Here is a 25,475-nt window from a genome sequence, read left to right on the forward strand (position 1 = left end):
TTGACGACTATCACCCTTTATCAACAATGGTCAGGGTAGACTGATTTTCAGCTAAGGAGGAAGGTGATGTTAGGTTGGGTAATTACCTGTCACGACGACCGGGCGCAAGAGATGTTGGATGCGCTGGAAAAAAAACATGGCGCACTTATTCAGTGCCGGGCGGTGAATTTCTGGCGCGGATTAAGTTCCAATATGCTCAGCCGCATGATGTGCGATGCCCTGCATGAAACAGATTCTGGCGATGGGGTTATCTTTTTAACCGATATTGCAGGTGCTGCGCCTTATCGTGTTGCATCGTTATTAAGCCACAAACATTCCCGTTGCGAAGTGATTTCTGGTGTCACGTTACCGTTAATTGAGCAGATGCTGGCCTACCGTGAAACGTTATCCAGTGCGGAGTTTCGCGAGCGAATTGTCGAACTGGGTGGGCCTGAAGTCAGTAGTCTCTGGCACCAACAACAAAAAAATCCCCCCTTTGTCCTCAAGCATAATTGGTTCGAGTATTAAATCGCATTCCGATTTTGCTACACTAACGGCGCTGTTTCTCGCCTGGTAGTTTTCTCATGATTAAAAAGATTATTTTTTTACTGCTGCTGGTTTCATCTGGTGTCGGCGCAGCGCTTCCCGCGCGTTATATGCAAACCACTCAGGATGCAGCTATCTGGGGAAAAATTGGCGACAAAACGGTAACCGTCGGCAACATTCGCGCCGGGCAGATTATTTCGGTCATCCCAACCGCTGCCGATTATTATGAATTCAATTTTGGTTTTGCTACGGGGTATATTGATAAAGGGCATCTGGAACCTGTACAAGGGCGGCAAAAAGTTGAAGATGGTCTGGGGGATCTGAATAAGCCACTGAGTAACCAAAATCTTATTACATGGAAAGATACTCCGATATACAACGCGCCTGATGCGGGTAGTGCGCCATTTGGCGTGTTGGCCGATAATTTGCGTTATCCCATTATTAATAAATTAAAAGATCGCCTGAATCAAACCTGGTATCAAATTCGTATTGGCGAACGACTGGCCTATATCAGCGCACTGGATGCGCAGCAGGATAACGGTATTCCTGTATTGACCTACCATCATATTTTACGCGATGAAGAGAACACCCGTTTTCGTCATACGTCGACCACGACGTCGGTGCGAGCTTTCAATAACCAGATGACCTGGTTACGCGATCGTGGATATACCACGTTAACCTTGTATCAACTGGAAGGGTATCTGCGTAATTCGATGAATCTTCCGGCTCGCGCGGTGGTGCTGACATTTGATGATGGCTTGAAATCAGTGAGTCGCTATGCATATCCCATTCTGAAACAATACGGTATGAAGGCGACGGCGTTTATTATTACCTCTCGCATCAAACGTCATCCACAGAAATGGAATCCGCAGTCATTACAGTTTATGAGTGTTTCTGAACTGCTTGACGTCAGCGATGTTTTTGATTTCCAGTCACATACTCATTTTTTGCATCGGGTAGATGGATATCGCCGACCCATATTACTCAGCCGCAGTGAGCATAATATTCTGTTTGATTTCGAACGCTCTCGCCGGGCGCTAAACCAATTTAATCCTCGAGTCTTGTATCTTTCGTATCCATTTGGTGGATTTAATGACAAAGCGGTAAAGGCGGCAAATGATGCCGGATTTCATCTGGCGGTGACGACCATGAAAGGTAAAGTAAAACCGGGGGATAATCCGTATTTATTAAAGCGGCTGTATATTTTAAGAACAGATTCGCTGGAGACGATGTCGCGGCTGGTGAGTAACCAGCCGCAGGGGTGATTATCAGGCAACCTGCACCGGAATCGCTTTCGCGGTACGTTTCATTTCATTGTCGCCTTCGAAGTAGGCAACGTTGGGGCGCCAGGTACGGGCTTCTGCATCTGGCATAGTGACGAAGCTGGCGATGATGACAATATCGCCGACGCTGGCACAGTGGGCCGCTGCACCGTTGACAGAAATAATTCTCGAACCACGTTCTGCCGCGATGGCATAGGTGGAGAAACGCTTGCCGTTGGTAACATTCCAGATATCAATGGCTTCGTTTTCGAGAATACCGGCTGCGTCAAGAAAATCCTGGTCAATGGCGCAAGAACCTTCATAGTGCAGGTCCGCATGAGTCACTTTCACGCGGTGGAGTTTGCCCTGCAGCATCGTGCGAATCATAACTTCTACCTTTCTACCCTGTCGTTAACGAAGCAGGCGATGCCTGCTTTGAGAAAATTCTCACGCAGTATTGCCCGATTTTTGATAAGTGTCTACTGATCTGATGGCTTTTGCACCAGCAGTTTGCGTACCGCGCCGAAGCGTGCCATGTAACGCCTGTAACCAATTGAAATTTCTCTGAACGCTGCTCGGTAAACAACAAAGAGGTGGCTGACGACGGCACGCCTTGACTGGATACTGCCTTCACACAGGGCCACACGGAAGGCAGGGAAGATGGACGCACCGAGTACCACACCGCATGACGCGGTATTTAAACAATTTTTAATGCATGCGGAGACGGCTCGCGACTTCCTGGATATCCATTTGCCAGTGGAATTACGCGAACTTTGTGACCTCAACACGCTTCATTTAGAGTCGGGGAGTTTCATTGAAGAGAGCCTGAAAGGACACAGCACGGACGTGCTCTATTCCGTGCAAATGCAGGGCAATCCCGGTTATCTGCACGTTGTGATTGAACACCAAAGCAAGCCGGATAAGAAAATGGCCTTTCGCATGATGCGTTATTCTATTGCTGCCATGCACCGGCATCTGGAGGCGGATCACGATAAGCTACCGCTGGTGGTGCCGATTCTGTTTTATCAGGGCGAGGCCACACCTTATCCGCTCTCAATGTGCTGGTTTGATATGTTTTACTCGCCGGAGCTGGCGCGACGTGTCTACAACAACCCTTTCCCGCTGGTGGACATCACCATTACGCCGGATGACGAAATCATGCAACATCGGCGGATTGCGATTCTCGAACTGCTGCAAAAACATATTCGCCAGCGCGACTTAATGTTATTGCTGGAGCAACTGGTCACGCTGATTGACGAAGGGTACACTAGCGGAAGTCAGTTAGTTGCCATGCAAAACTATATGCTGCAACGTGGTCATACTGAACAAGCGGATTTGTTTTACGGTGTGGTGAGAGACAGGGAAACAGGAGGGGAGTCTATGATGACGCTGGCGCAGTGGTTTGAAGAGAAGGGGATTGAGAAGGGAAGACAGGAAGTAAGTCAGGAATTCGCCCAGCGTCTTCTGAGTAAAGGAATGTCTCGGGAAGACGTTGCAGAGATGGCAAATTTACCTCTTGCTGAGGTTGATAAGCTGATTAACTAAGTTATCTGCATTATCAGTTTTAGCCAGATAATTGTTATTGTTAACTGACCAGATAATTAAGAGAACCTATGGACATAAAGACACGGAGAGAAACCAGGCAGACGTTGGCGCAGTGGTTTGAAGAGAAGGGATTCCAGAAGGCGTATCAAGAAGCGTATCAAGAAGCGTATCAAGAAGTAAGACAGGAAGTAAGACAGGAATTCGCCCAACGTCTTCTGAATAAAGGGATGTCTCGGGAGGACGTTGCAGAGGTGACAGCTTTATCTCTTGCAGAGATTGATAAGCTAATTAACTCTAACTAAGTTGCCTGCGATATGAATAATCGCATACAGACGTCATCGCCATGACGTGGGCAAATGAATAACTGGCGCCATCAGCCGTAGCGCCAGTTAAGTATTACGCCAGTTCGACGATTTTGTTGTCGATCAGGCGAGCATCGCCAAGCCAGGCGGCTACCAGAATCACTGCTCGTTTGCTGTTTTCAGAGACTTCCAGCAGCGTGTCGGCATCGCGAATCTGAATATCATCGGCGCGGAAGCCTTTTTCATTCAGTTCTTGCCCTGCAATGGCAATAATTTCATCGAGATCCCGCTCGCCAGCCTGTAATTTGTCGGCAATCGAATTTAAAACTTTGTACAGACCGGGCGCAATTTTGCGTTGTTCCGCCGTCAGATAACCGTTACGGGAACTCAGCGCCAGACCGTCTTTCGCACGCATAATCGGTACGCCGACAATCTCAATATCGAAGCCCATATCGGCAACCATTTTGCGGATCAGCGCCAGTTGCTGAAAGTCCTTTTCGCCGAAGCAGGCGATGTCCGGCTGGACCAGGTTAAACAGCTTGCTGACGATGGTCGACACGCCGCGAAAATGTCCCGGACGGCTGGCACCTTCCAGCATGGTCGAAAGGCCAGGAACATCAACATAGGTGTGGGTTTCGGTACCGTTCGGGTAGATCTCTTTTACCGAGGGCGCGAAAACTAAATCCACTTTACGTTTGTTTAGCTTTTCGCAGTCCTCTTGCAAGGTCCGTGGATAACGTGCCAGATCTTCCGGGCGGTCGAACTGCATCGGGTTAACGAAAATACTGACCACCACCACATCGGCGCGGGCTTTGGCTTCGTCGACCAGTTTCATATGGCCATCGTGCAGGTTACCCATGGTTGGCACCAGCGCCACGCGCTTACCTTCCATACGCAGGCGGCGAATTTGCTGACGCAGCAGCGGCAGGGTTTCGATAATTAACACAACGTGACTCCTTAATGGAAACTGTGTTCTTCGCCCGGATAAACGCCGGACTCCACTTCAGCCATATACTGCCGCACAGCCGCGCGGATGTCGCCCGTTTCGGCGAGGAAATTTTTAGCGAATTTAGGAATGTGACCGCCGGTAATACCAAAGGCGTCGTGCATCACCAGGATCTGCCCATCGGTGACGTTACCCGCACCAATACCGATAACCGGGATCGCCAGCGCTTCGGTAATGCGTTTTGCCAGCTCAACCGGCACGCATTCCAGCACCAGCAACTGCGCACCCGCGGCTTCTAAGGCTAATGCATCGCTGAGCAGTCGATCGCCCGCTTCATCGCCGCGCCCCTGCACTTTGTAGCCACCGAAAATATTCACTGACTGCGGCGTCAAACCTAAGTGACCACATACAGGAACTGCGCGCTCGGTCAGCATTTGTACGGTTTCTACCAACCACGCACCGCCTTCGATTTTGACCATATTGGCACCGGCACGCATAACCGTTGCGGCGTTTTCAAAGGCTTGTTCCGGCGTGGCATACGCCATAAACGGCAGATCAGCCAGCAGCAGGCAGTTTGGCGCGCCGCGACGTACCGCAGCGGTGTGGTAGGCGATATCAGCAACGGTAACTGGCAGGGTGGAGTCATGGCCCTGAACCGTCATGCCCAGTGAGTCGCCCACCAGCATGACGTTAAGTCCTTCCTCAGCAAACAGTTTCGCGAAGCTGTAGTCGTAAGCGGTGATGGTTGCGAAACGTTTTTTTTCTTGTTTGTATTTTTGCAGCAGGGAAATCGTTGTCGGTTTCATAACGTATCCTGATAAATGATGTTGTGCTGTCTGGCATTTTATCAGTCACATTGGTGGGGGCAATGATTTATCCGTAGCAGCACTGCCAGAAGCTGGCAGTGCTGCTACGTTATCAGGGATAGGTTACCTGGAAAGTACTGGTAGCTTTAAATTCCCCAGGTTCGATAGTAATATTCCCGTCTTGCTTTAATGTAGCCTGGAAATGAAGAGGCTGTGATGTGCCCTTACCTTGATTAGGGTAAACCCCATCGGATGTGTCATCTTCGGTTTCATAATCTTTATAAACAGAGGTCGTATCATTAGGTTTTAATGTCATTAGCGGATTTTTACTGGTTGCTAAACCTTCAATGAGTACGCCAACACCTTTGGCTGCAGTGCTTCCAGTAAGCGTATTGCCAAGCAGTAGTGTATTTTCAGTACCTACTTTTCCAGTGACAAGTTTTGTTTCAATATTACGCACACGAATACAATTCTGAAGCGAGATATCAAAGGGAACAGGTGACGCACCATTTTTAATTGCCCCAGAACTATATTCTCCCATTCTAACCGTTGAGCCATTGACTGATGGTCCGGTAAGCATGGATATAAAACATGTTGGTAAGGTTAATTTCACATTATTCAGTGTGAAATTGACATAAATGTGGTTGCTATGAGGTTTGATTTTAGTACCAGGATTGAAGGCCTTAAACGAATAAAGATAATTTGATGAGCTGGATAACTGGACTTGTTGATTAGATGTAGGGTCGAAATTAACATCTGTATAAAATTCAACAGTTATGTTGTGTAAAATACCACCAATAGCCCAAAATTTATTGTCGCTGTTTGCTCTGTTGCAACCCTTGGTTTGTAGATCGTTGTCTGTTACGGAAAAGAAAAATTCTTGGTTTGAAGGATCTCCGATATATATTCCTGGTGATTGAATATCAGTTATTGTATTGTATGCAGACCAGACATTTGATATTAACAAAGTGTAATACAGGCCAGGAACTGATGTCTTAAATAGTTTATGCCCGCCATAATCTTTACCTGAATAGACCATGGCATTTTCAATGGTTATTGGCCCAGCAATCGCTCCGCCAGATGTATTGCAGTAAAGAATACCACCACCGATACCTGTGTCCAGATATGACCAGTACAGTTTTACCCCTGTCGGGCCGAACTGCGTGGGTTTATAAAAAACCAAGTTGCTTGATGTTGATGTGTAATTAAAGGTCATCTGTGCGGCAGTGGAGGGGCCTTTAAAATTATCAACGCCTGATTTATCTCCCACAATAAAACTTGTAGTTGCGCTAACTGTATAACAACAAAAATATAGTGCCAGAAAAAGAAAATATTTGAAGAGTGTTTTCATTTTTACTCCATTGTTGCGTTTTTATTAGAGTTTGTGCTATTTTTATTAGTTATTCGTAGTAAATATCAACTAACACATGGCTCATAAGTTGACCAGATGTAACACTCAATGCAGGATCGATTTTTTGCATTCGAGTGCTAAATTTCCAGGATGAACCATTCATGTCATCCGACATCACTGGATAAATGGAACGTGAGCTGCCTGAAGCATTAAGAACATTGAATGTATTCGCCGGATCCTGGATAGAAAATATAACCACTCCTACATTACTCGCCCCTGACGAAACTTCATTGGAAAATATTTGTCGGGAACCATTAGCCATTGCACCACTTTGTGCTCTAAAGTCTATGTGTAGTTGATTTAATACATTTCCTGTTCCCTGAAATGCACAGTCTGAGACAGTGACAGTGAACTCTTTTCCACCTGGTTGATAACTTTCAGGAGTAACATTACCTGAAAAATATCCCACACCAACGACGCCAAGATCAATATTACCCTGGTTACTGATTCCGCTTTTGCAAGTGCTGTTTTTTACATTGGCAACAAGGTCGATATCCTGTCCAGCGATGGCTGGACAGGTAATGGGAAACAGTAATGACAGAAACAGAATTATTCTATTCATCAGCTTACGTTGAGTGGGATGCATATATAGTTCCTGAATCTGTCAGTCTGTTAGTTATAGGTGATAGTAAATGTTGCAGGGGCGAAAAAATCACCTGCCGTAACATTATTGACAGTTTTATCCTTATCTACCACAAGGACTGCACTCATATCAAAGTTCACAACATTAGTACCTGTTGCACCCACAATACTCTTTTCTTTCGCTTGAGGAGTAGCGCAGCTAAATTGTTTATTTTTATCTGCTCGATCTGGTGTTATGGCACCCCAGACTTCAACCACAACCGCATTTGCTTTTTCTGTGGATGTAGATGCATTGGCAAATCCATCACCATTATTGGCATTTCCTTCACATGTGCCAACTTTGGTTAATGTTATATATGCTTTCTTTCCTGGAATCCCTGCACAATCTTTAAACTGTAGTTTGAATGTTTTAATTTTGGTTTTAGCATTTATTTCAGATATATATACATCACCAAAATTAACCGTGGAGATTTTATTATTACCATCCATAAGTGTTGCTGTGCAGGTACCCATTTCCACAGTGGTAATAACAGTCAGTCCAATGCTGTCTGTTGCAGCATAAGACGGGACACTGAATAATGAGGCTACCAGAACCAGACTGCTGGATAATCCATAACGTAAATTTTTAAATGTCATCTTAATTATCCTTATTATTGATAGATGAAATTAAACGTCGCCAGAGCGCGGAAATTCCCCGGCACACCAGCGCCTTGAGATGTTTCACGTAGCGCAACAGTCATTTCAAGACCTTTGTCGGACGGTATTTCGTTTGTGTCCCAGCGTATCTTTTCCGCACTGTTGGGTTTAAGAAAAGTGGCATCATCAGCACCCCGTCTCTTGAAACCCATACCGATATAACTTGTCGTAGAATTTGTATCACCAGACAGCGGTATAATAAGCTTGGGTGAACTTGATGAGGCGTTTCCGGTCAGAGTGGTATCGATCCAGCTAATGCCACTGCTGCACCCACTGGCAACCAGTTTAAAATCAGCCTGAGATTCTGCAGTTTTATTCGCGATCTTATCCAGCCCCATTTTGGGGATTTTCAATGTGTAGTTATTATTGCCATCATTCGTGACATTATTACCAGTAAGAGTGATATTACAGGTTGTCGCTTTGACAGTAGCTGTAAACTCTACATTAATATCCGTTGCTAATACTGAGGGGGATAATAATATTCCCATCAGTGTCGCTATTTTATATGGCGTTATTTTTATCATTTGACGTCCCTTGTAGTTACTGAATCTGACACCGAATTCCATTCAGAATAATAGATTGCGCTATTTTTTCTGCTTCTGAACTTTGTTGATAATGCGCAAGGCAACTAACGGGTTTACTTTCTTCTATCCACTTAATGCTGATATTTCCCTGCTGTTCAATACCACGAACAAAAGCCTGTCCACCTTGTCCAACATTACCAATGACATTTCCTTGCTCATCATAAATATCTGCAGCAAATGGAATATTTTTACCATCACTTCGTGTGATGTTCATAATGGCTGATTGCCCTTGCACGGTTTCAAAATCAGCAAAGACGACTGACCCCTGACGCGGAACAGCTACTGCACTGGTACTTTTTAATTCAACATCGTTCTCGAGATCGTTGATATCCAGCGCGATACGGTTTTCATGATAAGGAGAAAGTGCACTGGTGACACCATACCCCCATCGATCGATAGTACTGTTGCCATAATTTATTCGCGCTCCTTGAGCACCTGGAGCCTGAACTATCGCCAGTGTATCGGAGTCGCTAAAACTGTCATTGCTGAAGGTCAGGCCGCCGCTATGCAATACAAAGCCACCGTCGGTGCTGAGAGAAACTTGACGGTTGTTATCGCTATTTGCAGAAACTGAACCTGCCAGGGTTCCCCACGGTGACTCATAGCTGGCATAACCCCCAACATAACTCAAATCTTTGCTGGCTTTATTCATCGTATAGCCAGTATTCACGCTATAACTGACGCGAGCGTTATCGCTATAGCCACTGCTACTGACGTTGAGTTGGTTATTACCCTTAAAGTCACTGCTCATCTGAGTATCAATACTCTGGAAACCTGAATTACGTTGTTCAGTGCCGAGTAGTTTTTCAATAGGAATAGTGAAACTGAGATAAATGCTATCTTCAGTGTCACCGTCTTCATTCCATGAACGCTGTGCACTGACACTGTAGCTGCCCCAGGATGCACTGTTACTGTAGCCAATAGAATAATTGCTACGATTTTGCCCTGAAGCCCAGTAATCGGACCAACTTCCGGAAAGATAAAATGAACCGTAATCTTTTTTCTCAAATTTCAACGGTTGGTTAATACTGACCGTAACCTGATTTTTCATGCGCGAGTAATTACGCATGGATTTCGGTTCAAGATCTTGTTCGGGATGTTTCACTTCATCAATTAGAGTTAGTGCATCATTAAGACCAAGATAATTCTGTGTCGAATAGCGATAGGCCGCGATATTCAGTGAAGTACTTGTTTCTTCGAATAACTTGTTCCAGGAAACACGATAACTTTGCCCCTGATATGTTTTATCATCCGGGATACGAACATTGGAGTGAGTCACATCTAAAGAAAATGCACCGACTGAGGTATTCAGGCCAAGACCTAACAAACCGGCGGTATAGTTATTATCGGTAATCTGAATACCGGTATAACCCGTCAGATAGTTATTCAGACCGTAGTAGTAGCTGGCCTGAAATAAATTAGGCTCATCCTGAATATCATCTTTTAAGACCTGACCGCCGCTAATGTCCCAGCGTCCAACGCCAGGGCGTAACATTTGAACAACCGATGAGAAAGGTTGCGAGAATGTCCGCTTTGAGCCATCGGATTCTTCGACAGTAATAATAAGATCGCTGCCGTACCCTGACGGACTCAGATCATCAATGACGAAAGCGCCTGGCGGCACAGTCGTTTCATAAATCTTATAGCCACCTTGCGTAATAGTGACTTTGGCGTTGGTATTGGCAACACCATGAATGATAGGCGCAAAACTGGCTAATGTCGGAGGCAACATGCGGCTGTCACTGTATAAGCGAATGCCTCGGATACTGACGGAATCAAAGGTTTCGCCCGTAGTATAAGACTCACCAATAATGAGTTGAGATCGCAGCGAGGCGATATCACGTTGAACATACCGATTCTTAAAATCATAATTACTGCCAGAATCGGTCATCCAGTTGTAGTTGCCTGAGGCACGCAGTCGCCATGCACCTAAATTCATCCCACCGTTAAAAGCAGCATAAATGCTGTCATTTCTTCGACCAGGGGTTTCACTATGATATCCATTGAGGTTGTATGACAACATGGCCGCATTAATGCCGTTTTCCCATAACGATGGATCAACATAGTTTTGGTAATTTTTCATTACCCAGGCTTGAGGAACGTCTATATCCAGACGTTGATCGTTAACATCATAACGAACGGAAGCCTGAGGGATAATTTCCGTCAAATTGAGGCAATTGCCGAGAGCTTCATCTCGGGCAAGCAGAACGGCTTTTTCGCTGTTTATATCGGGAGAATTAATATGAAACTGCAATAAATTTTTAAGTGTGATACAGGCTTGTGCGTTCTTTTTTCCTTCAATCTCAACAAATGTAATGCTTTGGTTAATAATAGGTTGATCGTTGACATAAACACTGACGTCGTAAACACCCGGTATAGCAGGGTTACCTTCACTATACCGGCTGAGATCAATATTTGAGGCATTCTGCCCCATCAGGAAGGTATGGTCATATTCAACGAGTTCAGCACTGAAAGCACTATTGCAATACAGCAGCGCGCAAAACGTGGCGATACGGGTCAGATGATTATGATAATTTTTAGTTGGTTTTATAGTCACGTTATGCTTCCTGCGGAATTATATCCTTGCCTGATTACAGACTGGCATTACCTTCAATGGCTCCACCAAAGTCATTAATGGCGTAAAAATGCACTTTTGCAGAATTTGCTTTGCCATTAAGGCCAGTGACTTTCATGACTTCATCACTGAATGGTGCAATCATTTTCACATCAATCGGATAGCGTTTACCGCTGGCTTCTAAATCACCACTGCTAAAAGAGACGTAGTAAGGGGTTGGATTGGCCACTCGTAATGCTGCTTTACCCTCGGAACCTGACCAGGACCATTTCAGGGCTAATGGTGCTTCAGAGGGATTTCCCTTCAATGCTTCCGGGCGATAGAACAGTTTTATACGTGTGCGAAATGCCAGTTGCAGCAGGCTTTGATTTGCTACCTTTTCGGCATCTGGTTTTGGAGGAACTTCCAGTACGTTAAACCAGAACACGCTCTCTCTGTCTTTAGGCAGCGAGGTACTGGCGGTATACACCAATTTAATTGTTTGCCCACGTTTAGCATCAATACGCGATACTGGCGGCGTGGCGGTAAAGGGGACTTTAATACTGCCAGGTTCTGCGTTGTCATCGCCAGTATCTAACCAGCTCTGAACAAGCAATGGGTTATTCCCTTTATTTTCCAGACGTACGTTGACGCTTTTTTGATCGCCTTTGTATATTACGCGAGTACCAGAAATGACGATATCCGCAATAGTCGATGAGCTAAAAGCCATACAGGTTACGAAGCATAAAGCTGCTGTATGTTTGGTGTTAAAAAACATAAACCATCCCTGACAGAGTTAATTAAGACAGGGAATAATATAAAAATAGTAATTATTAATACTATTCCCTGTATATTCATTCAATCAATTTAATTGGTGAATACTTACTGATAAGTAATGGTGTATGCAGTGTTAGTTTTTACATAACCAGCAGTTGCTGTCTGACTTGCTTCAGCACGAACGTAAGACGCTTTAAAATCATAAACTGCAGATTTTGTCGTCGCATCCATGGTTTTAGTGTACACATCGCCAGGATTGTTAATTTGAACTTGTTTGATAGTGGAACCATCAATATTGTGCAGAGCGATATTTACGCCATCAGACGGGTTGTTAATAGACATGTCGTTGTTCAGCGTTCCTTTGCTATTACCAAAGAAAACAGAACCGAAGGTCATTTTAGCTGTGCTACCTGGATTCGGGTTCGCTTTGCTACAGTCAACGGTGATGCTGAAAGGTTTAGCTTTAGCACCAACGGTATCATTCAGTACGCCGTCAGTGATTTCACCAACAGTTGCAGTTTGCAGCAGGATTAGACCATCTTTGTTACCACCGTCTACACGGGTTTCACAGGTGTTATCAACAACCAGACCGCTGATATTTAACTGACCACCGTCCATATCTGCAGAAGCAGTACCTGCAACCATTGTCAGCATAAGACCAGACAGGGCAAAACCTAATTTTTTAGACATAAAAATCCTTGAATTATATTCCATGAGTTTAACTTCAATCGGGAGTCCGCACATGGGGAGGCCCGATAGACTAGGAAGATTGGTTTGTTAATGATGAGGACTTGAATTTACCGAATGTTACATCTGCTCATCATTAGGGGGGATATTGTGCATAATAAAAATTATATATCCACTTAATTCATCTTTAAGTAAAACTAAATATCTAAAGTTGAAAAAATAGTGTATGGGGTGGGAAGGTTAAGAGGGGGGATATATTATTAATTGTGGTTGTAACTTAAAAATGCATTGATTGCAATTGTTGGGGAGTATTTTTCAGAATTTATTTATATTCAAGTGGCTATTTAATTACCACTTGTCTAATTCATCGTATTTATTTATTTGTAATAAGTTGTCTAATGTTGTTCCATCAGGAAAAACCAGCTCCGGCGCAATCTCAAACAGCGGCCACAGCATAAATCCACGATTCTTTATATCGTAGTGCGGAACGGTGAGTCGTTCGGTATTAATTGTTTCATTACCAAATAACATAATGTCGAGGTCCAGCGTGCGTGGTCCCCAGCGTTCAGCTTTGCGGACGCGACCTTGCTGCAACTCAATACGCTGTGTGTGATTGAGTAACTCTTCAGGGGCAAGAGCGGTTTCCAGCGCCACGGCTGCATTTAAGTAATCGGGTTGATCTTGCGGCCCCAGCGGCGGGGTACGGTAATACGAAGAAACAGCAAGAATGCGGCTTTCCGGAATGTCGCCTAATGCTTTCACGGCAGCATTGACCTGCTCCAGCGGAGAGGCCAGATTGCTGCCTATGGCAATATACGCCACCGTCATGCGGTACCCTCGCGACGCGGCGCGCGTTTGCGCGGACGGCGAGTGCGACGGCGCGGTGTTGGATCTTCATCCAGCTCGTTGAGCATCCCTTTTTGGTCTGGTGGCGCAGAAACCTGGAACTCACCCCACCATTTCGCCAGACGTTGCAGCTCGGCGTTGCGTTCCACTTCAGCACGCAGAGCCAGCAGGTCGTAGGCGGCGCGGAATTTCGGATGCTCCAGCAGTTTCCATGCACGTTTGCCCTGACGACGGGACATACGCAGCTGCAACTGCCAGATATCGCGAGTTAGCGTAGTCAGACGTTTCGGGATTGCCAGTGAACGGCAGGCTTCGTCCAGCACGTCGTTCATCGCCAGCGCGAAAGCGTCGTGATAGGTCAGGCCGCTTTCCTGAGCAATTTTCTGCGCTGTTTCCAGCAGTGGATACCAGAACATGGCGGCAAACAAAAACGCCGGGTTAACGCGCATATCGTTATGAATACGCGTATCGGTATTCTTCAGTACCTGCTCAATGATCCGCTCCATTGGGCTGTCGCCATTTTCCGTGAAGTAACGGGTAATGGTCGGGAACAGCGGCTGGAACAGATTATATTCACACAACAGTTTATAGGTTTCGTAACCGTAGCCCGCTTGCAACAGTTTAAGAGACTCTTCAAACAGGCGTGCTGGCGGAATATCGTTGAGCAGAGTAGCAAGGCGTGGGATCGGCTCGGCAGTTTCTGGGCTGATGCGCATCCCCAGTTTCGCGGCAAAACGTACTGCGCGCAGCATACGTACCGGATCTTCACGGTAGCGCGTTTCCGGGTTACCAATCAGGCGGATTACACCGTCTTTCAGATCCTGCATGCCACCAACGTAATCACGGACGGTAAAATCCGCGACGCTGTAATACAGACTATTAATAGTGAAATCGCGGCGCTGGGCGTCTTCTTCGATGGAACCGAAAATGTTGTCGCGTAGCAACATGCCGTTTTGCCCGCGCTGAGAAGTCGTGCGGTCGCTGACGTTGCCTTCGTGGTGACCACGGAAGGTGGCGACTTCGATAATTTCCGGGCCAAACATCACATGAGCCAGACGGAAACGGCGACCTACCAGGCGGCAGTTACGGAACAATTTGCGCACCTGCTCAGGCGTGGCGTTGGTGGTCACGTCAAAATCTTTCGGCTTTTTGCCAAGTAACAGGTCGCGTACGCCGCCGCCAACCAGCCAGGCTTCGTATCCCGCTTTATTGAGCCTGTACATTACCTTCAGGGCATTTTCACTGATATCTTTGCGGGAAATAGCATGCTGCTCGCGCGGGATCACCGTCACCTGTGGACGGGCGACTGCCTGTTCAGCTTCGCTCTCCTCGCGGCTCAACACCTTGCGGCAAAAATTAGCGACTCGGGTAAAAATAATACACCTCGGTAGTGTCAAACATCATTCAGGACAAAAAAATAGCGGCTAATCATAGCTCAGCATGACGCATTTGAGAATGTTGAATTTACAATTGCCGACTCTGGCACGGCGGTCAGCGTCCAGTTTTTGACGGCTGACTGAAGGATTTGTTCTACGCTGTAATCCTGCCAGTGCGCTTCTGCCTGCTGACCCAGAAAATGAAGTGCCGCGATTAACACTGGGCGCGGATCGCCTTTCGGTAACGCAGGCGCATGATTCTGCTTGGAAAGTTTAGCGCCTTGTTCGTTTAGCGCCAGCGGTAAATGAATGTAATCTGGCACCTGCCAGCCAAAAAGCTGGTACAGCGAGATTTGCCGCACTGTCGGTTCAATTAAATCTGCCCCACGAACAATTTCTGTGACGCCCTGGAAGTGATCATCGACCACCACCGCCAGGTTATAGGCAAACAAACCATCACGACGATGAATAATAAAATCTTCTCGCGCCAGTTTTTCGTCGGCGAGAATAATTCCGCGTAGTTGATCAGTAAACTGTGTGACCGGATGCAACTGCCGAATACGCACAGCCGCGTTGTCTGGTCCATGATGCAATGCCCGGCAATGACCGTCGTAAATACCGCCAATGCTTTGAATACGCGCACGCGTGCAGGTGCAGTAATAACTTAGCTCTTGCTCATGTAACCAGGCGAGTGCTTCGCGATAGGCGTCGTGACGTTGCGATTGCCAAAGAACATCGCCGTCCCAGTGCAGGCCGTAATGTTCCAGCTGGCGCAGGATAGTTTCTGCGGCACCGGGAACTTCACGAGGCGGGTCGATATCTTCAATGCGTACCAGCCAGCGACCTTGCCGGGCGCGAGCCTGCAAATAGCTGCCAAGCGCAGCAATCAGAGAACCAAAATGAAGCTCGCCGGAAGGAGAGGGGGCGAAGCGACCAATATACTGTGTGTCTGTCATCTCTTTGAACAAAAAATAAGGCGGGAGTATTTCCCGCCTGTGGTAAACGTGATGGAACGGCTGTAATTAGCCAGCCATCTGTTTTTCGCGAATTTCAGCCAGCGTTTTGCAGTCGATGCACAGATCGGCTGTCGGGCGCGCTTCCAGACGACGAATACCAATTTCAACACCGCAAGATTCGCAGTAGCCGAAATCTTCGTCTTCCACTTTTTTCAGCGTCTTCTCGATCTTTTTGATCAGCTTACGCTCGCGATCGCGGTTACGCAGTTCGAGGCTGAACTCTTCTTCCTGGGCTGCACGGTCTACCGGGTCCGGGAAGTTGGCTGCTTCATCCTGCATATGTGTAACGGTGCGATCGACTTCATCCCTGAGTTGATTACGCCATGCTTCCAGAATACGACGGAAGTGCGCCAGCTGGGCTTCGTTCATATACTCTTCGCCCGGCTTCTCCTGATATGGCTCCACCCCAGCGATGGCGAGAATACTCAGGGACGATGTTTTACGGTTTTGCCCTTCTTGCATGTTGCTTCTCCTTAACACGCACTATCGATCCCCATGTTCGGGGGAAAAATGAGGCCGCTATAAATAGCAGATGCTTTTCCGGATAGCAATTATCTAAACGTAACACTTGACAACTGTGTGAGGAAAAGCGTATTTGCGCACGCGACCAGAATGTAAATTAACCAGTTACTTACACTACTACAATGTAACAGGCAGTGATTTTTTAAGAGCCATACCTTCAGCAGAAAGTTCCGCTTTATAAGCCAGAATTTCTACTCCCCTCTGTTGTGCTTCTGACAATAGTTGCGCGTATTTCTCATCGATGTGGCGCGCGGGTGAAAACCGTGTAATGGCTGAATGCAGTACAGCGAAAAAAATCACCGCACGTTGGCCTTCAGCCGCTACGCTCATCAACTCCCGAAGATGTTTCTGCCCACGTTGGGTAACGGCATCGGGAAAGTAACCTTGCTCATTTTCCGCTAACGTAACCGATTTCACTTCAATATAGCAGTCAGGTCGAAACCTCGCCTGTAACATGAGGTCAATACGACTGCGCTCGGCACCGTATTTTACTTCGCTTTTCAGCGAGCTATAGCCTGATAGCTCCGAAATTTCCCCATTAAGGATAGCCTCTTTCGTCAATCTATTCGCCCAAAGCGTATTAACGCAAATAAATGCGCCGCTTTGGCTTTGGGTTAATTCCCAGGTGTGCGGGTATTTCCGTTTTGTATTGTCGGAAGTCGAATACCAGACGGTATCGCCAGGCGTTGCACAACCGGTCATCGCGCCAGTGTTGGGGCAGTGTAGCGTCAATTCACGACCATCAGGTGTGATCACATCGGCTAAAAAGCGTTTATAACGCTGAATTAGCGTGGCGCGCTGTAAAGGAGGAGAAAATTCCATTATGACAATCCTTGTTATTGCGTCAGCGTCCAGCGTTTGAGCGGTGTGTAACGTGTACGCCCACGGGCAAACGAGGAAGCATAAAGAGTGAACTCCTTCACTTCATATGACCAGTTAAAACCAGGCGGTGGGATTGTTACCGCCTCGCTGGCGTCGCGCAATAAGGTGATATGCGGATGAAACGGTCGATTGCTTTGAAAACAACCACTGCGTGCTGCCTGCGAACGAAGCATATTCGCCAGTTGGATTAAGCCGCGCGGCGGCTGGCGCATACCCAACCATACCACGCGTGAACGCAGCCACTGACCTGCGTCATCAAGCGTGAGTGTAAAACCGGGTTGACGAATTCGCCCGGCCAGCAGTGAGAGCGCCTTCTCTTTGTCTGCGCTTACTTCGCCTAAAAACGCCAACGTCAGATGTAAATTCTCAGCAGCAACCGGGCGGCCCGCTTCAGGTGGAAACTGTGCGGCGCGCCAGTGAATAATCTGTTCGCGGATTTCAGCAGGTAGGTCAATGGCAAAGAACAGCCGTTGCGGTTCAGACATGTCAGGCACTCGGTTATGAATTACCGCGATGCTACAATGTGGCGCGAAGAATGTTAACCCTCTGGAGCGTTTTGTGTCGTCGTTACCCGTTGCAGCCGTCTTACCTGAATTACTTGCCGCCCTCGATTATGCGCCGCAGGTGTTATTAAGTGCGCCGACCGGAGCCGGAAAATCGACCTGGCTACCGCTGCAACTTCTGGCGCATTCAGGGATTCACGGGAAAATCATCCTGTTGGAGCCACGTCGACTGGCAGCGCGTAACGTTGCGCAACGCCTGGCGGAGCTGCTGAACGAAAAGCCTGGCGACACAGTTGGCTACCGGATGCGTGCGCAAAACTGCGTCGGGCCGAATACTCGTCTGGAAGTGGTCACCGAAGGCGTGTTGACGCGCATGATCCAGCGCGACCCGGAACTGAACGGCGTGGGGCTGGTGATCCTCGATGAATTTCATGAACGCAGTTTGCAGGCGGATTTGGCGCTGGCGTTGTTACTCGATGTGCAACAAGGTCTGCGCGATGACTTAAAGCTGCTAATTATGTCGGCTACGCTGGATAACGATCGCTTGCAGCAGATGCTGCCAGAAGCGCCCGTTGTTGTTTCCGAAGGGCGCTCGTATCCGGTGGAGCGCCGCTATTTGCCGTTGCCTGCACACCAACGCTTTGACGAAGCAGTAGCTGCCGCTACCGCCGAATTGCTGCGCCAGGAAACTGGGTCATTACTGTTATTTTTACCTGGTGTCGGAGAAATTCAGCGCGTGCAGGAACAACTGGCGTCACGCATCGGCAGTGATGTGTTGCTCTGCCCACTGTATGGGGCGTTGTCGCTGAACGATCAGCGAAAAGCTATCCTCCCTGCGCCGCAAGGAATGCGCAAAGTGGTGCTGGCGACCAACATCGCTGAAACCAGTCTAACCATCGAAGGTATCCGTCTGGTGGTGGATTGCGCCCAGGAAAGGGTAGCGCGCTTTGATCCGCGTACGGGTCTTACTCGGTTGATCACTCAGCGCGTTAGTCAGGCGTCGATGACGCAACGTGCCGGGCGCGCCGGGCGTCTGGAGCCAGGTATTTGCCTGCATTTAATCGCTAAAGAGCAGGCGGAACGCGCCGCAGCGCAAAGTGAACCGGAGATCTTACAAAGCGATCTCTCCGGTTTGTTGATGGAATTACTGCAATGGGGATGTAGCGATCCGGCACAGATGAACTGGCTGGATCACCCGCCAGCGGTGAATCTACAGGCGGCGAAACGCCTGTTACACATGCTGGGGGCGCTGGACGGTGAACGGCTTAGTGCGCAAGGGCAAAAAATGGCGGCGCTGGGTAACGATCCGCGTTTAGCGGCAATGCTGGTGAGCGCGAAGAGTGACGATGAAGCGGCTACCGCCGCAAAAATTGCCGCTATTCTCGAAGAACCGCCACGGATGGGTAATGGTGATCTTGGCGTGGCGTTCTCGCGCAATCAACCTGCCTGGCAGCAACGTAGTCAGCAACTGTTGAAACGCTTAAACGTACGCGGCGGTGAGGAGGACAGTTCGCTTATTGCGCCGCTGCTTGCCGGGGCGTTTGCCGATCGTATTGCTCGTCGGCGTGGGCAAGATGGTCGCTATCAACTGGCGAACGGCATGGGGGCGATGCTGGATGCCGACGACGCGTTAAACCGCCACGAATGGCTGATCGCACCGTTATTATTGCAGGGCAGCGCCTCGCCGGATGCGCGGATTTTGCTGGCGCTGCCGGTCGATATTGATACGTTAGTAGAACGTTGCCCGCAACTGGTGCAGCAGTCTGACACTGTGGAGTGGGACGATGCTCAAGGCACGCTGAAAGCCTGGCGTCGGCTGCAAATTGGCCAGCTCACGGTAAAAGTGCAGCCACTAGCGAAACCTTCGGAAGAAGAATTACATCAGGCGATGCTTAACGGTATACGCGATAAAGGATTAAACGTCCTCAACTGGACGCCAGAAGCGGAACAGCTACGCCTGCGTTTACTGTGCGCTGCGAAGTGGTTACCAGAGTATGACTGGCCAGCGGTCGATGACGCGAGTTTATTGGCGACGCTTGAAACGTGGTTGTTGCCGCATATGAGCGGCGTACATTCGCTACGTGGCCTGAAATCAGTCGATATTTACCAGGCGCTGCATGGATTACTCGATTGGGGAATGCAGCAACGTCTGGTGAGTTCCCTGCCTGCGCATTACACTGTGCCGACGGGAAGTCGGATCGCCATTCGTTATCATGAAGATAACCCACCTGCGCTGGCAGTAAGAATGCAGGAGATGTTTGGCGAAGCCACCAATCCGACAATCGCCCAGGGACGTGTGCCGCTGGTGCTGGAGTTACTTTCACCCGCCCAAAGGCCGCTGCAAATCACCCGTGATTTGGGGGCCTTCTGGAAAGGGGCGTATCGTGAGGTGCAAAAGGAGATGAAAGGGCGTTATCCCAAACACGTTTGGCCGGACGACCCGGCGAATACCGCACCAACGCGGCGGACGAAAAAGTATTCGTAAGGTTGGTAAACGGGCATAGGGGCAATGTGCGCGCTGATGCCCTCACCCCGGCCCTCTCCCACAGGGAGAGGGAGAAAAGCATTTTGAGAGATATCTTCTTCTGTATTGCAACAGAAGAACAGAAAATCGGGCTTTTGCGCCTGAATATTGCGGAGAAAAAGCATGGCCGGGAATGACCGCGAGCCAATTGGACGCAAAGGGAAACCGACGCGTCCAGTCAAACAAAAGGTAAGCCGTCGTCGTTACGAAGACGACGATGATTACGACGATTATGATGACTATGAGGACGAAGAACCGATGCCGCGCAAAGGAAAGGGCAAAGGAAAAGGGCGTAAGCCTCGTGGCAAACGCGGCTGGTTATGGCTGCTGCTAAAACTGGCTATCGTTTTTGCCGTGCTGATCGCCATTTACGGCGTTTATCTCGATCAAAAAATTCGTAGCCGTATTGATGGCAAGGTCTGGCAGTTGCCAGCGGCGGTCTATGGCCGAATGGTTAACCTTGAACCAGATATGACCATCAGCAAGAACGAGATGGTGAAACTGCTGGAGGCGACCCAGTATCGTCAGGTGTCGAAGATGACCCGTCCTGGCGAATTTACCGTGCAGGCCAACAGCATTGAAATGATCCGCCGTCCGTTTGATTTCCCGGACAGTAAAGAAGGGCAGGTGCGTGCGCGTCTGACTTTTGATGGTGATCATCTGGCGACCATCGTCAATATGGAGAACAACCGGCAGTTCGGTTTCTTCCGTCTTGATCCGCGCCTGATCACCATGATCTCCTCGCCAAACGGCGAGCAGCGTCTGTTTGTGCCGCGCAGTGGTTTCCCGGACTTGCTGGTAGATACCTTGCTGGCGACAGAAGACCGTCATTTCTACGAGCATGATGGCATCAGCCTCTACTCCATTGGACGTGCGGTCCTGGCGAACCTGACAGCCGGGCGCACGGTGCAGGGGGCGAGTACACTGACGCAACAGTTAGTGAAAAACCTGTTCCTCTCCAGCGAACGTTCTTACTGGCGTAAAGCGAACGAAGCCTATATGGCGTTGATCATGGATGCGCGTTACAGCAAAGATCGCATTCTTGAGCTGTATATGAACGAGGTGTATCTCGGTCAGAGCGGCGACAACGAAATTCGTGGCTTCCCGCTGGCGAGCCTGTACTACTTTGGTCGCCCGGTAGAAGAGTTGAGCCTTGACCAGCAGGCGCTGTTAGTTGGCATGGTGAAAGGCGCGTCGATCTACAACCCGTGGCGTAATCCGAAACTGGCGCTGGAGCGACGTAACCTGGTGCTGCGTTTGCTGCAACAACAGCAGATTATCGACGGCGAACTGTATGAAATGCTGAGTGCGCGTCCGCTGGGCGTACAGCCACGCGGCGGAGTCATCTCTCCTCAGCCAGCCTTTATGCAGCTGGTGCGTCAGGAGTTGCAGGCGAAACTGGGCGATAAGGTGAAAGATCTCTCTGGTGTGAAGATCTTCACTACTTTTGACTCAGTGGCCCAGGATGCGGCAGAAAAAGCTGCCGTAGAAGGCATTCCTGCACTGAAGAAACAGCGTAAGTTGAGCGATCTGGAAACGGCGATTGTCGTCGTTGATCGCTTTAGTGGCGAAGTCCGTGCGATGGTCGGGGGGGCTGAACCGCAGTTTGCGGGCTACAACCGTGCGATGCAGGCACGTCGTTCGATTGGTTCACTGGCAAAACCAGCGACTTATCTTACGGCGTTAAGCCAGCCGAAAATCTATCGTCTGAATACGTGGATTGCCGATGCGCCAATCGCGCTGCGTCAGCCGAACGGTCAGGTCTGGTCACCGCAGAACGATGACCGTCGTTATAGCGAAAGCGGCAGAGTGATGCTGGTGGATGCGTTGACCCGTTCGATGAACGTGCCGACGGTGAATCTGGGGATGGCGCTGGGGCTGCCTGCGGTTACGGATACCTGGATCAAACTGGGCGTGCCGAAAGACCAGTTGAATCCAGTTCCGGCAATGTTGCTGGGAGCGCTGAACTTAACGCCAATCGAAGTGGCGCAGGCGTTCCAGACTATCGCCAGCGGCGGTAACCGCGCGCCACTTTCTGCACTGCGTTCAGTCATCGCGGAAGATGGTAAGGTGCTGTACCAGAGCTTCCCGCAGGCGGAACGCGCAGTTCCGGCGCAGGCGGCGTATCTGACGCTGTGGACCATGCAGCAAGTGGTGCAACGTGGTACAGGGCGTCAGCTTGGGGCGAAATATCCGAACCTGCATCTGGCAGGGAAAACGGGTACTACCAACAACAACGTTGATACCTGGTTTGCGGGCATTGACGGCAGCACGGTGACCATCACCTGGGTAGGCCGCGATAACAACCAGCCGACTAAGCTGTACGGTGCCAGCGGGGCGATGTCGATTTACCAGCGTTATCTGGCTAATCAGACACCAACGCCGCTGAATCTTGTACCGCCGGAAGATATCGTGGATATGGGCGTGGATTACGACGGTAACTTTGTTTGCAGCGGTGGTATGCGTACTTTGCCGGTCTGGACCAGCGATCCGCAATCGCTGTGCCAGCAGAGTGAGATACAGCAGCAGCCGTCAGGCAATCCGTTTGATCAGTCTTCTCAGCCGCAACAGCAACCTGCTCAACAGCAGCAGAAAGACAGCGACGGCGTGGCAGGCTGGATCAAGGATATGTTTGGTAGTAATTAACGTCTAAGCGTGACATACCGGATGGCGAGTTGCCATCCGGTAAAATAACATCCCACCCAAAGTATTAACCCTTTCTTTTCATCTGGTTGTTTATTAACCCTTCAGGAACGCTCAGATTGCGTACCGCTTGCGAACCCGCCAGCGTTTCGAATATTATCTTATCTTTATAATAATCATTCTCGTTTACGTTATCATTCACTTTACATCAGAGATATACCAATGGCGCGTTCCAAAACTGCTCAGCCAAAACACTCACTGCGTAAAATCGCAGTCGTAGTAGCCACAGCGGTTAGCGGCATGTCTGTTTATGCACAGGCAGCGGTTGAACCGAAAGAAGACACTATCACCGTTACCGCTGCACCTGCGCCGCAAGAAAGCGCATGGGGGCCTGCTGCCACTATTGCGGCGCGACAGTCCGCCACCGGTACCAAAACAGATACGCCGATTCAAAAAGTGCCACAGTCTATTTCTGTTGTGACTGCTGAAGAGATGGCGCTGCACCAGCCGAAGTCAGTAAAAGAAGCGCTCAGTTATACGCCGGGTGTCTCAGTGGGTACGCGTGGTGCATCCAACACCTATGACCACCTGATCATTCGTGGTTTTGCTGCGGAAGGCCAAAGTCAGAACAACTATCTGAATGGCCTGAAGATGCAGGGCAACTTCTATAACGATGCGGTTATCGACCCGTATATGCTGGAGCGCGCTGAAATCATGCGTGGCCCGGTATCTGTGCTTTATGGGAAAAGCAGCCCAGGCGGCCTGTTGAACATGGTCAGCAAGCGCCCGACCACCGAACCGTTGAAAGAAGTGCAGTTTAAAGCCGGGACTGACAGCCTGTTCCAGACCGGTTTTGACTTTAGCGATGCGCTGGACGATGACGGCGTTTACTCTTATCGTCTGACCGGTCTTGCGCGCTCTGCCAATGCCCAGCAAAAGGGCGCGGAAGAGCAGCGTTATGCCATTGCTCCAGCGTTTACCTGGCGTCCGGACGATAAAACCAATTTCACCTTCCTTTCTTACTTCCAGAATGAGCCGGAAACTGGTTATTACGGCTGGTTGCCGAAAGAAGGGACCGTTGAGCCGCTGCCAAACGGTAAACGTCTGCCGACTGACTTTAACGAAGGGGCGAAGAACAACACCTATTCTCGTAATGAGAAGATGGTTGGCTACAGCTTCGACCACGAATTTAATGACACCTTTACTGTGCGTCAGAACCTGCGCTTTGCTGAAAACAAAACCTCGCAAAACAGCGTTTATGGTTACGGCGTCTGCTCCGATCCGGCGAATGCTTACAGCCAACAGTGTGCAGCTTTAGCGCCAGCGGATAAAGGTCATTATCTGGCGCGCAAATACGTCGTTGATGATGAGAAGCTGCAAAACTTCTCTGTTGATACCCAGTTGCAAAGCAAATTCGCCACTGGCGATATCGACCATACCCTGCTGACCGGTGTCGACTTTATGCGTATGCGTAATGACATCAACGCCTGGTTTGGTTACGACGACTCTGTGCCACTGCTCGATCTGTACAATCCGGTGAATACCGATTTCGATTTCAATGCGAAAGATCCGGCAAACTCCGGTCCGTACCGTATTCTGAATAAGCAGAAGCAAACGGGTATTTACGTTCAGGATCAGGCGCAGTGGGATAAAGTGCTGGTCACTCTGGGCGGTCGTTACGACTGGGCAGATCAAGAATCTCTTAACCGCGTAGCGGGAACGACAGACAAGCGTGATGACAAACAGTTCACCTGGCGTGGTGGCGTTAACTACCTGTTTGATAACGGCGTAACACCGTACTTCAGCTATAGCGAATCGTTTGAACCTTCTTCACAGGTCGGGAAGGATGGTAATATTTTCGCACCGTCTAAAGGTAAGCAGTACGAAGTCGGCGTGAAATACGTACCGGAAGATCGCCCAATTGTGGTGACTGGCGCGCTGTATAATCTCACCAAAACCAACAACCTGATGGCGGATCCTGAGGGTTCCTTCTTCTCGGTTGAAGGTGGCGAGATCCGTGCGCGTGGCGTAGAGATCGAAGCAAAAGCGGCGCTGTCGGCGAGTGTTAACGTAGTCGGTTCTTATACTTACACCGATGCGGAATACACCACCGATACTACCTATAAAGGCAATACACCTGCGCAGGTGCCAAAACACATGGCTTCTCTGTGGGCTGATTACACCTTCTTTGACGGTCCACTTTCAGGTCTGACGCTGGGTACTGGCGGTCGTTATACTGGCTCCAGCTACGGCGATCCGGCGAACTCCTTTAAAGTGGGAAGTTATACGGTCGTGGATGCGTTAGTGCGTTATGATCTGGCGCGAGTCGGTATGGCTGGCTCCAACGTGGCGCTGCATGTCAACAACCTGTTCGATCGTGAATACGTCGCCAGCTGCTTTAACACCTATGGCTGCTTCTGGGGCGCAGAACGTCAGGTCGTTGCAACCGCAACCTTCCGTTTCTAATTTTCTCTTTGGGGCACGGA

General features: G+C 49.0%; 22 protein-coding genes and 1 pseudogene. 7 read left to right on the plus strand and 16 right to left on the minus strand.

Annotated elements, in window-relative coordinates:
* The first annotated feature begins 66 nt into the window (after positions 1-66).
* Together D9741_RS09510 and D9741_RS09515 are read left to right on the plus strand one after the other, a co-directional pair.
* A complete protein-coding gene (locus D9741_RS09510) occupies positions 67-507 on the plus strand; it encodes a PTS sugar transporter subunit IIA (RefSeq protein ID WP_130217376.1) in 441 nt (146 codons plus the stop codon).
* Positions 508-563: 56 nt separating this feature from the next.
* Positions 564-1,790: a polysaccharide deacetylase family protein gene (locus D9741_RS09515; protein ID WP_130217374.1), complete on the plus strand. Its 1,227-nt coding sequence runs from the start codon at positions 564-566 to the stop codon at positions 1,788-1,790.
* Positions 1,791-1,793: 3 nt separating this feature from the next.
* Here the strand turns inward: D9741_RS09515 and panD are convergent, their stop codons facing one another.
* Positions 1,794-2,174 carry an aspartate 1-decarboxylase gene (panD, locus tag D9741_RS09520; protein ID WP_000621508.1) on the minus strand — a complete coding sequence of 127 codons (381 nt, stop codon included), beginning with the start codon at positions 2,172-2,174 and terminating at the stop codon, positions 1,794-1,796.
* 273 nt (positions 2,175-2,447) lie between these two features.
* On the opposite strand from panD, the gene rpnC reads away from it, so the two are divergent.
* Entirely contained in the window at positions 2,448-3,332 is an 885-nt protein-coding gene (gene rpnC, locus D9741_RS09525; protein ID WP_130217372.1) for a recombination-promoting nuclease RpnC, read from the plus strand.
* A gap of 68 nt (positions 3,333-3,400) precedes the next feature.
* Positions 3,401-3,634 (plus strand): hypothetical protein, encoded by a 234-nt coding sequence (locus D9741_RS09530; RefSeq protein ID WP_130217370.1) that lies wholly within the window; start codon positions 3,401-3,403, stop codon positions 3,632-3,634.
* Positions 3,635-3,728: 94 nt separating this feature from the next.
* Here the strand turns inward: D9741_RS09530 and panC are convergent, their stop codons facing one another.
* The 15 genes and pseudogenes from panC to thpR form a co-directional block, all read right to left on the minus strand.
* Positions 3,729-4,580 (minus strand): pantoate--beta-alanine ligase, encoded by an 852-nt coding sequence (panC, locus tag D9741_RS09535; protein ID WP_130217368.1) that lies wholly within the window; start codon positions 4,578-4,580, stop codon positions 3,729-3,731.
* An 11-nt stretch (positions 4,581-4,591) separates the two neighbouring features.
* The gene (panB, locus tag D9741_RS09540; protein WP_130217366.1) at positions 4,592-5,386 is read right to left on the minus strand and encodes a 3-methyl-2-oxobutanoate hydroxymethyltransferase; all 795 of its coding nucleotides are present in this window, start codon (positions 5,384-5,386) and stop codon (positions 4,592-4,594) included.
* Positions 5,387-5,498: 112 nt separating this feature from the next.
* Positions 5,499-6,740 (minus strand): annotated as a pseudogene (locus D9741_RS09545) (fimbrial-like adhesin); the annotation flags it as partial.
* Between the two features lie 46 nt (positions 6,741-6,786).
* Positions 6,787-7,383, minus strand: coding sequence for a fimbrial-like protein (locus D9741_RS09550; RefSeq protein ID WP_130217362.1), 597 nt, complete (start codon positions 7,381-7,383; stop codon positions 6,787-6,789).
* A 26-nt stretch (positions 7,384-7,409) separates the two neighbouring features.
* Positions 7,410-8,015 (minus strand): fimbrial-like protein YadL, encoded by a 606-nt coding sequence (yadL, locus tag D9741_RS09555; RefSeq protein WP_130217360.1) that lies wholly within the window; start codon positions 8,013-8,015, stop codon positions 7,410-7,412.
* A 14-nt stretch (positions 8,016-8,029) separates the two neighbouring features.
* Entirely contained in the window at positions 8,030-8,599 is a 570-nt protein-coding gene (locus D9741_RS09560; protein ID WP_130217358.1) for a fimbrial protein, read from the minus strand.
* A gap of 16 nt (positions 8,600-8,615) precedes the next feature.
* Complete coding sequence (htrE, locus tag D9741_RS09565; protein ID WP_130217356.1) at positions 8,616-11,216, minus strand: Yad fimbria usher protein HtrE; 2,601 nt, start codon at positions 11,214-11,216, stop codon at positions 8,616-8,618.
* A gap of 34 nt (positions 11,217-11,250) precedes the next feature.
* Positions 11,251-11,991, minus strand: a complete 741-nt coding sequence (locus tag D9741_RS09570) for a fimbrial chaperone (RefSeq protein ID WP_130217354.1) — start codon at positions 11,989-11,991, stop codon at positions 11,251-11,253.
* A 104-nt stretch (positions 11,992-12,095) separates the two neighbouring features.
* Positions 12,096-12,680 (minus strand): fimbrial protein, encoded by a 585-nt coding sequence (locus D9741_RS09575; RefSeq protein ID WP_130217352.1) that lies wholly within the window; start codon positions 12,678-12,680, stop codon positions 12,096-12,098.
* A gap of 345 nt (positions 12,681-13,025) precedes the next feature.
* Positions 13,026-13,505 carry a 2-amino-4-hydroxy-6-hydroxymethyldihydropteridine diphosphokinase gene (gene folK / locus D9741_RS09580; RefSeq protein WP_130217350.1) on the minus strand — a complete coding sequence of 160 codons (480 nt, stop codon included), beginning with the start codon at positions 13,503-13,505 and terminating at the stop codon, positions 13,026-13,028.
* Positions 13,502-14,899, minus strand: a complete 1,398-nt coding sequence (pcnB, locus tag D9741_RS09585; protein WP_205712856.1) for a polynucleotide adenylyltransferase PcnB — start codon at positions 14,897-14,899, stop codon at positions 13,502-13,504. Before pcnB ends, folK begins: the two co-directional genes overlap by 4 nt.
* A gap of 59 nt (positions 14,900-14,958) precedes the next feature.
* The gene (gene gluQRS, locus D9741_RS09590) at positions 14,959-15,855 is read right to left on the minus strand and encodes a tRNA glutamyl-Q(34) synthetase GluQRS (protein WP_167854546.1); all 897 of its coding nucleotides are present in this window, start codon (positions 15,853-15,855) and stop codon (positions 14,959-14,961) included.
* Between the two features lie 66 nt (positions 15,856-15,921).
* On the minus strand, positions 15,922-16,377 hold the full coding sequence (gene dksA, locus D9741_RS09595; protein ID WP_001155227.1) for an RNA polymerase-binding protein DksA: 456 nt from the start codon (positions 16,375-16,377) through the stop codon (positions 15,922-15,924).
* Positions 16,378-16,554: 177 nt separating this feature from the next.
* Complete coding sequence (gene sfsA, locus D9741_RS09600; RefSeq protein ID WP_130204989.1) at positions 16,555-17,259, minus strand: DNA/RNA nuclease SfsA; 705 nt, start codon at positions 17,257-17,259, stop codon at positions 16,555-16,557.
* Between the two features lie 14 nt (positions 17,260-17,273).
* Positions 17,274-17,804 carry an RNA 2',3'-cyclic phosphodiesterase gene (gene thpR / locus D9741_RS09605; RefSeq protein ID WP_130204991.1) on the minus strand — a complete coding sequence of 177 codons (531 nt, stop codon included), beginning with the start codon at positions 17,802-17,804 and terminating at the stop codon, positions 17,274-17,276.
* 73 nt (positions 17,805-17,877) lie between these two features.
* On the opposite strand from thpR, the gene hrpB reads away from it, so the two are divergent.
* From hrpB to fhuA, 3 genes are all read left to right on the plus strand, one after another.
* Complete coding sequence (hrpB, locus tag D9741_RS09610; RefSeq protein WP_130217346.1) at positions 17,878-20,307, plus strand: ATP-dependent helicase HrpB; 2,430 nt, start codon at positions 17,878-17,880, stop codon at positions 20,305-20,307.
* A gap of 162 nt (positions 20,308-20,469) precedes the next feature.
* Complete coding sequence (mrcB, locus tag D9741_RS09615) at positions 20,470-22,992, plus strand: bifunctional glycosyl transferase/transpeptidase (protein ID WP_130217344.1); 2,523 nt, start codon at positions 20,470-20,472, stop codon at positions 22,990-22,992.
* 219 nt (positions 22,993-23,211) lie between these two features.
* Positions 23,212-25,455 carry a ferrichrome porin FhuA gene (gene fhuA, locus D9741_RS09620; protein ID WP_130217342.1) on the plus strand — a complete coding sequence of 748 codons (2,244 nt, stop codon included), beginning with the start codon at positions 23,212-23,214 and terminating at the stop codon, positions 25,453-25,455.
* Positions 25,456-25,475 lie beyond the last annotated feature (20 nt).

This window comes from Escherichia sp. E14V7 (assembly GCF_004212225.1).
Lineage (GTDB): Bacteria > Pseudomonadota > Gammaproteobacteria > Enterobacterales > Enterobacteriaceae > Escherichia.

Bases quoted from the DNA above. Each gene is read 5' to 3' on its own strand.
- D9741_RS09510 (WP_130217376.1), top strand. From the start codon at position 67: ATGTTAGGTTGGGTAATTACCTGTCACGACGACCGGGCGCAAGAGATG.
- D9741_RS09515 (WP_130217374.1), top strand. From the start codon at position 564: ATGATTAAAAAGATTATTTTTTTACTGCTGCTGGTTTCATCTGGTGTC.
- panD (WP_000621508.1), bottom strand. From the start codon at position 2,174: ATGATTCGCACGATGCTGCAGGGCAAACTCCACCGCGTGAAAGTGACT.
- rpnC (WP_130217372.1), top strand. From the start codon at position 2,448: ATGGACGCACCGAGTACCACACCGCATGACGCGGTATTTAAACAATTT.
- D9741_RS09530 (WP_130217370.1), top strand. From the start codon at position 3,401: ATGGACATAAAGACACGGAGAGAAACCAGGCAGACGTTGGCGCAGTGG.
- panB (WP_130217366.1), bottom strand. From the start codon at position 5,386: ATGAAACCGACAACGATTTCCCTGCTGCAAAAATACAAACAAGAAAAA.
- D9741_RS09550 (WP_130217362.1), bottom strand. From the start codon at position 7,383: ATGCATCCCACTCAACGTAAGCTGATGAATAGAATAATTCTGTTTCTG.
- yadL (WP_130217360.1), bottom strand. From the start codon at position 8,015: ATGACATTTAAAAATTTACGTTATGGATTATCCAGCAGTCTGGTTCTG.
- D9741_RS09560 (WP_130217358.1), bottom strand. From the start codon at position 8,599: ATGATAAAAATAACGCCATATAAAATAGCGACACTGATGGGAATATTA.
- D9741_RS09570 (WP_130217354.1), bottom strand. From the start codon at position 11,991: ATGTTTTTTAACACCAAACATACAGCAGCTTTATGCTTCGTAACCTGT.
- D9741_RS09575 (WP_130217352.1), bottom strand. From the start codon at position 12,680: ATGTCTAAAAAATTAGGTTTTGCCCTGTCTGGTCTTATGCTGACAATG.
- folK (WP_130217350.1), bottom strand. From the start codon at position 13,505: ATGACGGTGGCGTATATTGCCATAGGCAGCAATCTGGCCTCTCCGCTG.
- gluQRS (WP_167854546.1), bottom strand. From the start codon at position 15,855: ATGACAGACACACAGTATATTGGTCGCTTCGCCCCCTCTCCTTCCGGC.
- dksA (WP_001155227.1), bottom strand. From the start codon at position 16,377: ATGCAAGAAGGGCAAAACCGTAAAACATCGTCCCTGAGTATTCTCGCC.
- sfsA (WP_130204989.1), bottom strand. From the start codon at position 17,259: ATGGAATTTTCTCCTCCTTTACAGCGCGCCACGCTAATTCAGCGTTAT.
- thpR (WP_130204991.1), bottom strand. From the start codon at position 17,804: ATGTCTGAACCGCAACGGCTGTTCTTTGCCATTGACCTACCTGCTGAA.
- mrcB (WP_130217344.1), top strand. From the start codon at position 20,470: ATGGCCGGGAATGACCGCGAGCCAATTGGACGCAAAGGGAAACCGACG.
- fhuA (WP_130217342.1), top strand. From the start codon at position 23,212: ATGGCGCGTTCCAAAACTGCTCAGCCAAAACACTCACTGCGTAAAATC.